General features: G+C 45.1%; 17 protein-coding genes. 5 read left to right on the forward strand and 12 right to left on the reverse strand.

The window, feature by feature from the left end:
* Positions 1-23: 23 nt before the first annotated feature.
* Positions 24-1,361: an MATE family efflux transporter DinF gene (gene dinF, locus K5620_RS01870; RefSeq protein WP_016399723.1), complete on the forward strand. Its 1,338-nt coding sequence runs from the start codon at positions 24-26 to the stop codon at positions 1,359-1,361.
* Here dinF and K5620_RS01875 read toward each other — a convergent pair.
* The 4 genes from K5620_RS01875 to K5620_RS01890 are packed head-to-tail and all read right to left on the reverse strand — an operon-like array spanning position 1,345 to position 4,341.
* A complete protein-coding gene (locus K5620_RS01875; RefSeq protein ID WP_016399722.1) occupies positions 1,345-1,797 on the reverse strand; it encodes a GNAT family N-acetyltransferase in 453 nt (150 codons plus the stop codon). The two genes, dinF and K5620_RS01875, sit on opposite strands and share 17 nt — an antisense overlap.
* Before the next feature lie 28 nt (positions 1,798-1,825).
* Entirely contained in the window at positions 1,826-2,290 is a 465-nt protein-coding gene (gene trmL, locus K5620_RS01880; protein WP_016399721.1) for a tRNA (uridine(34)/cytosine(34)/5-carboxymethylaminomethyluridine(34)-2'-O)-methyltransferase TrmL, read from the reverse strand.
* Positions 2,291-2,317: 27 nt separating this feature from the next.
* Positions 2,318-3,652 (reverse strand): ATP-binding protein, encoded by a 1,335-nt coding sequence (locus tag K5620_RS01885; RefSeq protein WP_016399720.1) that lies wholly within the window; start codon positions 3,650-3,652, stop codon positions 2,318-2,320.
* 2 nt (positions 3,653-3,654) lie between these two features.
* The gene (locus K5620_RS01890; protein WP_016399719.1) at positions 3,655-4,341 is read right to left on the reverse strand and encodes a response regulator; all 687 of its coding nucleotides are present in this window, start codon (positions 4,339-4,341) and stop codon (positions 3,655-3,657) included.
* A gap of 160 nt (positions 4,342-4,501) precedes the next feature.
* Here K5620_RS01890 and K5620_RS01895 point away from each other — a divergent pair, with 160 nt between their 5' ends.
* The 3 genes from K5620_RS01895 to cysE are packed head-to-tail and all read left to right on the forward strand — an operon-like array spanning position 4,502 to position 6,724.
* Positions 4,502-4,957: a Spy/CpxP family protein refolding chaperone gene (locus K5620_RS01895; RefSeq protein WP_016399718.1), complete on the forward strand. Its 456-nt coding sequence runs from the start codon at positions 4,502-4,504 to the stop codon at positions 4,955-4,957.
* 48 nt (positions 4,958-5,005) lie between these two features.
* On the forward strand, positions 5,006-5,908 hold the full coding sequence (locus K5620_RS01900; protein WP_016399717.1) for a cation diffusion facilitator family transporter: 903 nt from the start codon (positions 5,006-5,008) through the stop codon (positions 5,906-5,908).
* A gap of 9 nt (positions 5,909-5,917) precedes the next feature.
* Positions 5,918-6,724: a serine O-acetyltransferase gene (gene cysE / locus K5620_RS01905; RefSeq protein WP_016399716.1), complete on the forward strand. Its 807-nt coding sequence runs from the start codon at positions 5,918-5,920 to the stop codon at positions 6,722-6,724.
* A 5-nt stretch (positions 6,725-6,729) separates the two neighbouring features.
* On the opposite strand, the gene K5620_RS01910 is transcribed toward cysE, so the two are convergent.
* The gene (locus K5620_RS01910; protein ID WP_016399715.1) at positions 6,730-6,948 is read right to left on the reverse strand and encodes a DUF1653 domain-containing protein; all 219 of its coding nucleotides are present in this window, start codon (positions 6,946-6,948) and stop codon (positions 6,730-6,732) included.
* Positions 6,949-7,140: 192 nt separating this feature from the next.
* Here K5620_RS01910 and K5620_RS01915 point away from each other — a divergent pair, with 192 nt between their 5' ends.
* Positions 7,141-7,347, forward strand: coding sequence for a cell division protein ZapB (locus K5620_RS01915; RefSeq protein ID WP_016399714.1), 207 nt, complete (start codon positions 7,141-7,143; stop codon positions 7,345-7,347).
* A gap of 16 nt (positions 7,348-7,363) precedes the next feature.
* Here the strand turns inward: K5620_RS01915 and rraA are convergent, their stop codons facing one another.
* The 7 genes from rraA to K5620_RS01950 form a co-directional block, all read right to left on the reverse strand.
* Entirely contained in the window at positions 7,364-7,852 is a 489-nt protein-coding gene (rraA, locus tag K5620_RS01920) for a ribonuclease E activity regulator RraA (RefSeq protein WP_016399713.1), read from the reverse strand.
* A gap of 171 nt (positions 7,853-8,023) precedes the next feature.
* Entirely contained in the window at positions 8,024-9,355 is a 1,332-nt protein-coding gene (hslU, locus tag K5620_RS01925; protein WP_016399712.1) for an ATP-dependent protease ATPase subunit HslU, read from the reverse strand.
* Positions 9,356-9,374: 19 nt separating this feature from the next.
* Positions 9,375-9,905, reverse strand: coding sequence for an ATP-dependent protease subunit HslV (gene hslV / locus K5620_RS01930; protein ID WP_016399711.1), 531 nt, complete (start codon positions 9,903-9,905; stop codon positions 9,375-9,377).
* A 109-nt stretch (positions 9,906-10,014) separates the two neighbouring features.
* Positions 10,015-10,338 carry a hypothetical protein gene (locus K5620_RS01935; RefSeq protein ID WP_016399709.1) on the reverse strand — a complete coding sequence of 108 codons (324 nt, stop codon included), beginning with the start codon at positions 10,336-10,338 and terminating at the stop codon, positions 10,015-10,017.
* Positions 10,325-10,993 (reverse strand): AAA family ATPase, encoded by a 669-nt coding sequence (locus tag K5620_RS01940; protein WP_016399708.1) that lies wholly within the window; start codon positions 10,991-10,993, stop codon positions 10,325-10,327. Before K5620_RS01940 ends, K5620_RS01935 begins: the two co-directional genes overlap by 14 nt.
* 107 nt (positions 10,994-11,100) lie before the next feature.
* Complete coding sequence (locus K5620_RS01945) at positions 11,101-11,403, reverse strand: PilZ domain-containing protein (RefSeq protein ID WP_016399707.1); 303 nt, start codon at positions 11,401-11,403, stop codon at positions 11,101-11,103.
* Positions 11,404-11,721: 318 nt separating this feature from the next.
* Positions 11,722-12,285: an SPOR domain-containing protein gene (locus tag K5620_RS01950; protein ID WP_016399706.1), complete on the reverse strand. Its 564-nt coding sequence runs from the start codon at positions 12,283-12,285 to the stop codon at positions 11,722-11,724.

Consider the following 12,285-nt stretch of genomic DNA (forward strand, 5'->3'; position numbering starts at 1 on the left):
ATCGCCTGCTTAGTTTCCCTTTCATGTCTGTTTCGCGTTTTTCCGCCATTGCGGCCATTGCCGTGCCAATGATTTTATCTAATATCACTATTCCTTTATTAGGGCTGGTGGACACCGCTGTGATTGGCCATTTAGATCATGCTTATTATCTTGGCGGGGTTGCCTTAGGCTCAATGATGATTAGCCTGGTGTATTGGTTATGTGGTTTTTTGCGCATGTCGACCACAGGCTTAAGTGCGCAAGCTTTTGGTGCAAATGACCAGCTAGCGTTACAGCGAATAGGCTTTAACTCTGCCTGCATTGCTGTGCTTATTGGATTGGCCTTACTGCTACTTAGCCAACCAATATTGCAACTTGGTTTGGCTTTAGCCGGCGGTAGTGAGCAGGTTCAATTTTATGCGGCGCAGTATTTCTCTACCCGTATTTGGGGCGCACCAGCGGCACTGCTTAACTTAGTGCTGTTGGGGTGGTTATTGGGCATGCAGAACGCTCGAGCCCCCATGTTACTGCTGATTGTAGCCAATACCACTAACATTGCCTTGGATGTGCTGTTTGTGGTGGGACTAGATTGGAAAGTGCAGGGTGCTGCTTTAGCCAGTGTGATTGCCGACTATTTTTCATTGGCAGTTGGCTTGGCGTTGTGCCGCCAGCAGTTTTTAACGCGATTTAATGCCTTACCGTCGTTAAAGGTTTGTTGGGCCGATTTTAATCGCCAGCATTTGGCGGGATTATTCTCGCTAAACCGAGACATATTTTTGCGCTCACTTGCCTTGCAAGCTTGTTTTGCTTTCATCACTTTTCAAGGCTCGCGTTTGGGTGACCACATTGTTGCGGCCAACGCAGTATTACTTAACTTCTTGATGTTTGTTTCTTTTGCTTTAGATGGTTTAGCTTACGCCGTAGAAGCCTTAGCGGGTAAAGCCAAAGGCAAAAATGACCGCGCTTTGTTTGTGGTAACGATTAAACAGTGTTTGCAGTTAGCCTTAGTGGCGGGCATTGGCTTTAGTTTGGTTTTTGGAGTACTGGGTGAGCAACTGGTTGCGTTGCTTACCGATATACCTGAAATCCGCAGCACTGCGGCTAGCTACCTTAATTGGATGATTTTGCTGCCGTTAGTCTCGGTATGGTGCTTTATCTTAGATGGAGTTTTCATTGCTACTTCTGAGGGGCGCATTATGCGCAACTCGATGTTGTTGGCTAGTTTCGCCGGGTTCTTTCCGCTTTGGTGGTTTACTCAAAGTTGGGGGAACCACGCTCTATGGTTGGCGATGTGTGGTTTTATGGCGATTAGAGGAATGAGCTTGGGGTGGGTTTATTACCAGGCTCTAAAGAGCCAGCGCTGGTTTAAGCATGAGGCTTAACTGAGCGAAGCATTTCGTTGGCTATTACCGCAACGCCATTGTAGCTGGTTTGAAAGGTATCGCTGACAATAAAACCATAATCTTGGTAGAGCGCTTTGGCAGGCCAATTGCTTTTGGCAACATATAAGCAGGTAGTGTCGTTGATATTGTTTAATAGGTGCTCTAGCAGCTGTTTGCCAAACCCTTTACCTCGTGCGTCGGGGTGGACAAACAAAGCGCTTATCACCGAGCCTTGGTGCGCGCCATAAGCCACTACCTTATCGGTTTGATAGACAAAAATAGTTGATTGTTTAAGAGAGGCGAAACGTTGCTGATCTTGAGTTAATGGTAGAAGACTAAATGTATTTTGCTCAAAGCGTAACTCGTCGAGTTTAGAAAGATTGTAAATGTTAATAATGGAGTTCAGATCGCTATGTTGGTAATCACGTATTTGCACGGCCTGAACACCTTTAGTAGTAGCTTAGTTACACACCGTCTACATAACCTAGTTGACGCCAAGCTTCGTAAACAAATACCGATACTGCATTAGATAAGTTCATGCTGCGGCTATCGGCCAACATTGGAATGCGCAGCCTAAATTGACCATCTATCTCATTTAGCACTTCATCAGGTAGGCCGCGTGTTTCAGGGCCAAACATTAGATAATCACCCGCTTCAAAAGCAAAGTCACTATGAAAACCGCTGCCTTTGGTGGTACAAGCAAGCAAGCGCTTAGGCTGCTCGCTGCTTAAGAAGGCTTGGTAGTCGGGGTGGCGTTTTACCTCGGCAAACTCGTGGTAGTCCAAGCCGGCACGTTTAACTTTTTTATCATCCCAGGCGAAACCTAAAGGCTCGATAAGATGTAAGTTACAACCGCTGTTCGCCGCTAAACGGATAATTGCGCCGGTGTTTTGCGGTATTTCTGGTTGATATAGCACAATGTTAATCATGATTAATCCAAGTGGCTGCGAAAAGCGCTATTGTAGTGGCAAGCGTAGGCTAACTTCTAGCCCTTTACGCGAATGATTGCTGGCGCTAATGCTGCCGCCGTGTTGGCGAATCGCCGATTCGGCAATCGCCAAGCCTAAACCCACCCCGCCACTGTCACGGTCTCGTGCTTCACCGCTACGATAAAATGGTCGGAAAATGCTGTTTAATTCGTCATCAGGAAGGCCTGGGCCGTCATCTCGCACAATCAAGGTGAGCAGGTTGTCTTGCACACTCGCGCTTAGTTTAACCTTACGGTCTGCGTATTTAAGAGCGTTGCGACAAACGTTCTCAAGTGCCGATGCGAGTAGCTCTGGGTAACAAATCACACTCAGTTGCTGCGGGTAGTTGGCACTAAACTGTTTGTTTAACTGTTCTGCTTCAAACTCACAATCGCTAACTAAGTCTTCAATGAGTTCCTGCAAGGTCATTTTTTGTTGTTTGGCGTTAACTTGCATGCGCGATAAAGATAGCAAGGCGTCAATCATTTCGGCTAGGCGTTGCGATTCTCGCTCTATTCGCTCCACTTCGGGAGTTACTTGCTGGCGCTTTTTATGTAGCGCGAGTGCCATGTTTAAGCGAGTAAGTGGCGAGCGCAGCTCGTGAGAAATATCACTAAGCAGGCGTTGTTGGTTGCTAATGGCTTGATTAAGGGTGTCTACCATTCTCTGCAAGCTATCAGATAGTTGACCAATTTCATCACCACGATTGATCTCCGGTAATGGTGTATCTAGATATCCCAGTGACACCTTATTCGCGGCAGATTGCAGTTTTTTAAGTGGCCTTACGATGTGGCGAGTAAGTAAGAAACAAAGCGCTAAACTCAAACCTACGGCTACTAGCGACAAAAACCACGGCGATACACCAAAGTTACGGATAGCGTGCAGCTGTTCTGGGTTACTTCGGCGCTCTACATAGAGTAGGTAACGCTGGTTATCGATGGTAAGCGCTTGCGGACCAATCAAAATATGCTTTTTATCGAGCATGATTCGAGGGTCTTCAATATTGTCGTGGTTAACTAAAAAGCGTCTCATGCCCCGGCTGATGTTTTCACGGTTTACCACTTCGCCTTCGCTATTAACGATAAAGGGCTTACCAAAACGTGATTTAAGGTGAGGCTCTAAACGCGGGCTTAACATGCGTTCAGGGTTACGCTCTATACGTAGGGCAAATTCATGTAAGTTTTTTACCGCCCATTTAGGCGCTTTGAAGTTGTCTTCGCTAAGCATTCTGGACAGGTTAATCGACACAAAAGCCGTAACCAGCAAAATCATCCAAAATGAGATGAAGATTTTTACAAACAGATTGTTGATTAAGCGCTTCATTATTACCACTCTAACCACATGTAACCTTTGCCTCTCACCGTTTTGATACGCGGCAGTTGGTCTTTGCGAGCAGGGATCTTTTTACGTAAATTACTAATGTGCATATCCAAGCTGCGATCAAACGCTTGTAGGCGTTTACCCAATACTTTTTGATTCAGGCTATCTTTTTCTAATAGCTTGCCTGGCTGCTCCAGCAAGTGTTGTAGCAATAACAGCTCGGTACTGGTGAGCTCTAACTCTTGCTCATCACAGTGTACTTGCTGTTTAGCAACCGAGAGGGTCAGATCTTGGTGGCAAATAAGGTCTTGTTTAGGGTCGGCTGGCGGACTGTTTTGAGTGCGTCGTAAAATGGCTCTTATGCGCGCTAGCAATTCTCGCTCGCTGAAGGGCTTGGCTAAGTAGTCGTCGGCGCCTAACTCTAAACCCAGTACTCGGTCTATCTCATCACCTTTGGCAGTAAGCATTAATACCGGTTGTTGGTTGTCTTTACGTAATTCTTTTAATACTTCGAAGCCGTTTTTACCCGGCATCATTACATCGAGCAGAACTAAGTCGTAACGCTTTTCTGCTAGCTTGGCTAGGCCGCTCAAGCCGTCGTTGCATACCTCACAACTAAATCCCTCTAGTTCTAAGAGTTCGCCGAGTAACTCGGTCAGTTCTTTGTCGTCATCTATAAGTAGTAAATCCACTGGGCGATTCTCTATTCAACATTAATAAGCAAATTGTACAAAACTCACAGCGCTTTGCCGTGCTTAATGTTCGCCTTTTACATAGCTTTACACTTTGCTGCGGTTAGTTTGCATTGGCTTTTGTAGACTACAAATGACCGAATAGACCCGAGGAAAGAAAATGAAAAAGTTACTAGTTACTACCCTTGTTGGCGCACTTGTTGTTGCTCCTGTAGCCTTTGCTGCTAAATCTAATGGTGAAGGTAAGCAACGTGGCGGCCATCCAGCCATGAAGATGATGAAGCAGTTAGATTTAACTGATGAGCAAAAGGCCCAAGTAAAAGAGATTATGCAGCAGCATAAACCTCAAGCCAATGCGGAACAGCGTCAAGCGATGTATCAACAGCGTATGGAAATTATCACCGCAGCCAGTTTTGACGAAGGTGCCGCTCAAGCGTTTATTGATGTGCAGCAAGCTAATCATCAAACTCGCATGATGAATATGCTGCAAGCTCAACAGGAAATTTATCAAGTATTAACCCCTGAGCAACAGCAGAAATACCAAGAGTTAAGTGCTAAAAAGATGGAAAAACAGCAAAAGCGTATGCAGAAGGGCGATAAAAAAGCTCAACTTTAACATGCACTAAACGTTATACTTTACAAAATCTTCCAAAGAATTTGTAAAGTGGATAAGCAACGTTATCAGCGCTTGGTCACCTTAGCTACATGGGTTGCAACTTGTGTAGCGGTGACCTTGCTTGTTATTAAAAGCGCCGCATTTTTATATACTGGCGCGGTAAGTATTCTTGCTTCCTTAATTGATTCACTAATGGACATTGCTATGTCGTTAGTGAACCTTCTAGCAGTGCGCTATGCCCTGCAACCCCCCGACAAAGAACACAGTTTTGGCCATGGTAAGGCAGAGCATTTAGCTGGTCTTGCGCAAGCGGCCTTTATTACCGGTTCGGCCTTAATGCTGATGTTTGGCGGCGTGAGTGAATTGCTACACCCCAAAGCCATTGAGCACAGCACTGTTGGTATTACGGTTATGGTAATTTCTACTGTTATCACCTTTGCCTTAGTCATGTTCCAGCGCTACGTTATCGCTAAAACCAATAACGCAGTAATTAAAGCCGATTCGATGCACTATGCCATGGACATATACATGAATATTGCAGTGCTGGTGGCCTTAGTACTTAGCTTTTATGGTTGGTATTGGGCTGATGGCTTGTTCGCTGTGCTTATTGCCATTTATATTTGTTACGGCGCCTTTGGCATTGGTAAAGAGTCGGTACAAAATCTATTGGATAGGCAGCTTCCAGAGGCCTTTCAAAAACAAGTGCTTAGCTCTGCTTTAGCGATTGAAGGGGTATTAGGTGCTCATGATATTCGTACTCGCCAATCTGGGCATACAAAATTTATACAACTTCATTTAGAGCTTGATGATAAGCTTAGCCTGTATGAGGCGCATAGAATTGCCGATGAGGTTGAAGCTGCTTTTATGGCCGAGTGGCCGGAAGCTGATGTATTGATCCACCAAGACCCTCAATCGGTGGTTCCGCAAGAAAAGAAATTAGATCTTGAGTAAGGTGAAGTAGTGGCAAAGGTAAAGGATTATCAAATCAAACAAACTCTAGCTGAGACGGTATGGTTACAAATCCGTGATGAAGCAACCCGCATGGCGGCAGACGAGCCAATGCTATCGAGTTTCTTTTACTCCACCATTCTAAATCATCACAGCTTGTCTTCTGCATTAAGTTTTCAGCTTGCTAGTAAGCTTGACAGCTCAACGGTTCAAGCGATTTTACTGCGAGAGTTTATTGAAGAAGCTTTGTTGGCCGATCCTGGTATTTTAGAAGCCGTAGCCGCAGATATTGTTGCGGTAAAAGACCGAGATCCGGCAGTAAAATACTACGCCATCCCGTTACTTTACTTAAAAGGCTTTCATGCCTTGCAAGGCCATCGAGTTGCAAATTGGCTTTGGCACAAAGGCAGACTAGCCTTAGCCCGTTATATGCAAAATCAAATCTCAGCGGTATTTGCGGTTGATATTCACCCTGCTGCAACCATTGGTAAAGGCATCATGCTCGATCATGCCACCGGTATTGTAGTGGGTGAAACTGCGGTTATTGAAGACGAAGTTTCAATTTTGCAGTCGGTAACTTTAGGTGGTACCGGTAAAGATCGTGGTGACCGCCACCCAAAAATTCGTCGCGGTGTATTGATTGGAGCTGGGGCTAAAATCCTTGGTAACATCGAAGTTGGGCGCGGTGCTAAAGTAGGTGCGGGTAGCGTAGTATTAGAGTCGGTTCCGGCTCATACTACAGTTGCTGGCGTACCGGCAAAAGTGGTTGGCACGCCTAGCTGCGACATGCCAGCCATTGATATGGGGCAAAATATTTAACCTGGCTACTCTTGTGCTTCGATTAATGAAAATCGAGGCACTGGCTTACCTTCAAACTCCACGTTTTCAAAAAACATATCGTAGGGTCTCACCCATAGTTTCCCTTCACCATATAAAGGCTTGTAAAGCACCAATACTTCTTCTGTTTCTGAGTGTATTGCAGTATCAATAACTTGGTATTCTGGGCCTTTGTAGTGACGATAACGGCCTTTTTGTAAATTCATGATTATTTATTCAACAACTAGTTAGGGAAATACATTTCTACCCTTGTTGGCTATAGATGACAAGAGTATGCTGCTTTAAAAGCAGTCACCATCAGTAGGTGAACACTAACTAGCGTTCATATATCCATGATGACTGACTCAACAAAAATAAGCTGAGTTGGCTTTGAGACGGAATTAACGGGAGAAATATTAATGTCTTTTGATGTATTAGAAAAATTAGAAGCAAAAGTGCAGGTTGCAGTTGATAGCATCGAACTATTACGTATGGAAATTGACGAGCTTAAAGAGCAAAACAGCAAGTTAAACGACGAGAATGGCCGTTTAGTGCAGGAGCAACAAGCTTGGCAAGAACGCCTTAAAGCCTTACTAGGCCGTATTGAAGACGTTCACGCCGAATAATTAGTTACTTGAGAGCTTATTCTATATCTAGCGGCTCTGGCGATAAAATTACCCCGGTGGTATCTGCATAAATGTGATCTTCTGGAAGGAAGGTCACACCACCAAAGTTAACCGGAATGTTCACATCGCCGGTTTCATCTTCTGCATCAGCGCCTACCGGAATAGAGGCTAGGGCTTGAATGCCTATGTCTAAGTCTTCCAGTGCATCTACATCACGAACGCAACCGTAAACAATAATACCGTCCCATTCATTGTCGGCGGCCGTTTCGGCGATGCTTTCATCTACCAAGGCGCGACGTAGCGAACCACCGCCATCAATCAACAATACTCGGCCAGTTCCAGACTCTTGAACTACCTGAGCAATTAAGCCGGCATTTTCAAAGCACTTAATGGTGGTAATTTCGCCCCCAAAAGCGTTTCTGCCACCATAGCTGGCAAACATCGGTTCAACAACGTCAACCGTATCTGCATAAAGGTCACAAAGTTCAGAGGTATTATATTCCATGGTCTGGATCCTAAATTGGCCCGAATAATCGCTACCAGTATAAACCCTAAGTTGCCGTTTTCAATTAAGAAATATCAAGTCTTTTACTTAGGACTTAATGAGCGTTGAAGTAAATGGCAGGTGCAAAAAAGCCGCCAATCTGGCGGCTTGATAAAAGACTTAACGCGATGCTTACAAAATAAAGCGACTTAAATCTTCATCTGCTACTAAGTCGTCTAGGTACTTAGTCACGTAATCGGCATCAATTACGATGGTTTGTCCTGCATTGTCTGAGGCAACAAAGCTTAGCTCTTCCATCAGCTTTTCCATTACCGTGTGCAAGCGGCGAGCACCAATATTTTCGGTACGCTCGTTTACTTGCCATGCCGCATTAGCGATGCGACGAATGCCGTCTTCGGTAAACTCGATGTCTAAACCTTCGGTGGCCATTAAGGCTTTGTATTGCTCGGTTAAAGAGGCATTTGGCTCAGTAAGAATACGGACAAAATCTTCGGCACTTAAAGCGCTAAGGTTTACGCGAATCGGCAAACGGCCTTGCAGTTCAGGGATTAGATCTGAAGGTTTAGCCACTTGGAAAGCACCAGAGGCAATAAACAAAATGTGGTCGGTTTTCACCATGCCGTGTTTGGTACTTACCGTTGAACCTTCTACCAAAGGTAATAGGTCTCGCTGCACACCTTCGCGGCTTACATCTGGGCCTGAGGTATCGGCGCGTTTACAAATTTTATCAATTTCATCTAGAAACACGATGCCGTTGTTTTCTACCGCATGCAGGGCTTTTTCTTTAAGCTCTTCTGGGTTAACCATTTTGGCTGCTTCTTCTTCAACCAACAGCTTAAAGGCTTCTTTAATTTTGAGTTTGCGCTTCTTGCTGTCTTTGTTGCCCGAAAGGTTTTGGAACATGCCTTGCAGCTGGTTGGTCATTTCTTCCATACCAGGAGGCGCCATGATCTCTACACCAACTTGTGGTTGAGCCACATCGATTTCGATTTCTTTATCATCGAGCTGGCCTTCACGTAGTTTTTTACGAAATGTTTGGCGAGTCGAGTTTTCTTTGGTGTCTTCTTCGTGACCAAAAGTGTCTTTAGCGGGCGGAAGTAAGGCATCTAGTATGCGGTCTTCGGCTTGGTCTTCGGCGCGAAAACGGAATTTTTCGGTTTCTTGTTCGCGGGTAATTTTAAACGCAACATCAGCTAAATCACGAATGATGGTCTCAACTTCTTTACCCACGTAGCCCACTTCGGTGAACTTGGTCGCTTCTACCTTAATAAACGGCGCGTTGGCTAGTTTGGCTAAACGACGAGCAATCTCGGTTTTACCTACACCCGTTGGGCCAATCATTAAGATGTTTTTTGGGGTCACTTCTTGGCGCAACTCGTTATCAAGTTGCATACGACGCCAGCGGTTACGCAGAGCAATCGCTACCGCACGCTTAGCGTCACTTTGGCCAATAATGTGGTTGTCTAATTCTGAGACAATTTCTCTTGGGGTCATTTCCGACATAATTTCTTCCTGCAAAGCTTTAGGCTTTGGCGTCTAATTCTTCAATAGTGTGGTTTAGGTTGGTAAACACACAGATGTTTCCAGCGATGGTAAGGCTTTTCTCAGCAATTTCGCGTGCGCCTAGCTCGGTATTTTCAAGTAATGCTAATGCAGCAGACTGGGCAAATGGCCCGCCAGAGCCAATAGCAATCAGGTCGTGTTCTGGCTGCACTACGTCACCGTTGCCGGTGATAATTAGCGACGCTTCGCTGTCGGCTACTGCAAGCAACGCTTCTAGCTTGCGCAGCATTCGGTCGGTTCGCCAGTCTTTGGCAAGCTCTACTGCTGCTTTAGTTAAGTGGCCTTGGTGCATTTCTAGCTTAGCTTCAAAACGCTCAAATAGGGTGAAAGCATCTGCAGTACCACCTGCAAACCCTGCGAGTACTTTTCCGTGGTATAGGCGGCGCACTTTTTTGGCGTTGCCTTTCATTACGGTGTTGCCAAGGGAGACTTGGCCATCGCCAGCAATGATCACTTTGCCGTTGCGGCGTACGGAGACGATAGTAGTCACGTTATTTCCTCAGTTTGTTGAGCTAACTTGCAGCGTTAGCTTGGCTATAACTGTGAAATGGGGGGGAGTCGCAGAGTTTTCAAGGTGTAACTTAAAAAACAGCGCGGTTTTAGCGCTCTTGGTTCTCCTCTAACAGGGCTTGTTGCTGCTGAGGGCTGAGTGAGTCGAATTGCTTTAGTAGCAGCCTAAGTAGTTTAGATTTAGCCACTTTATGTTGCTGGGAAGCTTGTTGTAAGTGGCTAATTGCCGATGCATCGAAGGTAAAAGTACAGTGGCGGAAATTTGTTGTAGGTTTAGCCTCGCTTGTCAGTTTATTTACGGTGCTAGGTTTACCCTGTGCATAGTTATCGGCGTCTTCAATAAATTGATCAACACTTACTTTGTTGCGCTTAACAGTTTGTTTAGAGCGCTTTTTAAGATCAGTTAAACTCATGAGAGTCTTCTTGTTGGATCGCAAATAACTCATCAACAATGGCGGCTATTTCCGCCGCGGCTTTACCATCCTGCTCTATTTCAATCACCGAGCGGCCACTTTCTTCGCTATCGTCATAAATGTTGCGAGAGAAGGTGACAGAGTCTAGTACGTGTAGACCAAAGGAGCGGCAAACGTCTTTTGCATCAAGTATCCGTTGTACTTGGCTAGGTAAGGCAGGGCACTGGGTAATAACAAAACTGGCCACCATTTTTGGGTTAACCATTTTACAGGTGCTAAGCATGTCTTCCATGTGCGGTAGGGTTTTTAAATCACGGCGTTTTGGACGCAATGGAATAAGTACGTATTTTGCGACCGACATAGCGGCGCGCATTGCGAGGTTATCTTGGCCGCCGCAATCAACAATTACAAAGTCGTAGCCACCTTCTAGGCTTAATAGGTCTTTGCGGATCTTGCCGTAAAGTTGAATGCAGTTGATACCTGGTAGCGATTCATCTTCATTACGGGCTTGAATCCAATCAGAAGTAGTGCGCTGTGGGTCGCAGTCCACCATCAAGATGTTGGCATTTAGGCTGGTTTTAAGGTGTACAGCAATGTTTTGTGCGAGGCAGCTTTTGCCACTGCCGCCTTTTTCTCCACCTACTAGTATTAGCATGGCTGCTCCTTGTTATCGCTACTTGTTGTTTTTTATCTCGTTAAGATTGCTACAAGTAATAATAAGTATAAGACAGTTCGCCAGTTTTGCTCGTGCAGGTGGTTTTTCTATAGTAATAACAAAAACATATGATAGCTGGAGAAATTTTTACGGTGACAGCGTGCAACCTTGGCTTTCATTTCTGAGGTATCACTATGCCCCGCAGAAAATTGTATTTTTAGCTTGGTTCCTATTTGCAGATCGTTGCTATGTTTTACCAACATGCCACGTCGAGAGATATCTATGCAGGTTGCTTCAATGCTTTGATCTTCGCCTTCGCCGTCTTTCCACGTTAGTTGCACTGGCTCATTCTCTAAATCCAGTCGCATTGAGCGACGACGGTCGAGCTGCTCTAGTTCCGTGTTTTCCATTTCATCGCGTTCCTATTACGAGTCGCGGATTGAAGCTTATAGATATTCCGCATTTTAGTTATTCCTAACATACTAGCCTAGCTACATTTTTATAACATAGTTGAGAACTAGTTCAAATAACTAATATTTTTAATTGCTTAGCGTTGTTTTTTTCTGTCTTTTTCACTAAAGGGTGAGGATTTTTTGCTGAAATAGTGCCCTAAAGTAGTTGTTTTAACGGTCGATTGTTAATACAAAACTTTAATACTACTTTGATTCTAACTAATTAAAAAATAAGCTGAATTAGGATTATTCAGCTTATTTAGTGTGGGAGGTGTTTTAGAAGTTCCAATGCCAAATTTGGCAGCCATTAATTTTGGCTCGCTGCAGTATGTGTCGAGCACGTTCTGCGTCGCGTTTAGTGGGGTAAGGACCTAAAACCACTCGATACCATGCGCCGTTTTTCCCTTCGGTGCGTCTAATTTGGCTTTCTAGGCCGGCAAAGGCGATAAGCGCTTTGCTTTCTTCGGCTTTATCTCGGCTGCGAAAAGACGCGCACTGCATTTGATAAGGCTTGCTTGGTTTAGAGGACTGCTCGGCAATCTCTACTTCAACCTTTTTCTCTTCTAGCTCTTTAACGTAAGTACGTTCTTTAGGTGGCTCGGGCAGCGTTGTTTTGGGTTTAGTGGGCGTGGCTGTTTTAGGTTTTACTATCTCGCTTAGCTCTGGTGCGGGGGTTGGGGCTGTGCCTTTAATATTAAAGAGCAACGCTGCAAATCCCACAATAGCCGCAATTACCGCTAATGCTAGCGGTAAAGGGAAACGTTTATTGTTAGATACCGCGCGGCTAGGTTTAGCCGCGCGCTTCTTGGGCTTACTACGCCCTACGTAATCCTTGGCCAT

Source organism: Agarivorans albus, assembly GCF_019670105.1.
GTDB lineage: Bacteria > Pseudomonadota > Gammaproteobacteria > Enterobacterales > Celerinatantimonadaceae > Agarivorans > Agarivorans albus.

Excerpts from the sequence above, each read along its gene's own strand:
- K5620_RS01935 (WP_016399709.1), bottom strand. The coding sequence starts at position 10,338 with ATGAGTTTAACTGATCTTAAAAAGCGCTCTAAACAAACTGTTAAGCGC.
- hslU (WP_016399712.1), bottom strand. The coding sequence starts at position 9,355 with ATGTCGGAAATGACCCCAAGAGAAATTGTCTCAGAATTAGACAACCAC.
- K5620_RS01915 (WP_016399714.1), top strand. The coding sequence starts at position 7,141 with ATGTCTTTTGATGTATTAGAAAAATTAGAAGCAAAAGTGCAGGTTGCA.
- K5620_RS01940 (WP_016399708.1), bottom strand. The coding sequence starts at position 10,993 with ATGCTAATACTAGTAGGTGGAGAAAAAGGCGGCAGTGGCAAAAGCTGC.
- K5620_RS01885 (WP_016399720.1), bottom strand. The coding sequence starts at position 3,652 with ATGAAGCGCTTAATCAACAATCTGTTTGTAAAAATCTTCATCTCATTT.
- K5620_RS01910 (WP_016399715.1), bottom strand. The coding sequence starts at position 6,948 with ATGAATTTACAAAAAGGCCGTTATCGTCACTACAAAGGCCCAGAATAC.
- rraA (WP_016399713.1), bottom strand. The coding sequence starts at position 7,852 with ATGGAATATAATACCTCTGAACTTTGTGACCTTTATGCAGATACGGTT.
- K5620_RS01895 (WP_016399718.1), top strand. The coding sequence starts at position 4,502 with ATGAAAAAGTTACTAGTTACTACCCTTGTTGGCGCACTTGTTGTTGCT.
- dinF (WP_016399723.1), top strand. The coding sequence starts at position 24 with ATGTCTGTTTCGCGTTTTTCCGCCATTGCGGCCATTGCCGTGCCAATG.
- K5620_RS01945 (WP_016399707.1), bottom strand. The coding sequence starts at position 11,403 with ATGGAAAACACGGAACTAGAGCAGCTCGACCGTCGTCGCTCAATGCGA.
- trmL (WP_016399721.1), bottom strand. The coding sequence starts at position 2,290 with ATGATTAACATTGTGCTATATCAACCAGAAATACCGCAAAACACCGGC.
- K5620_RS01950 (WP_016399706.1), bottom strand. The coding sequence starts at position 12,285 with ATGGCCAAGGATTACGTAGGGCGTAGTAAGCCCAAGAAGCGCGCGGCT.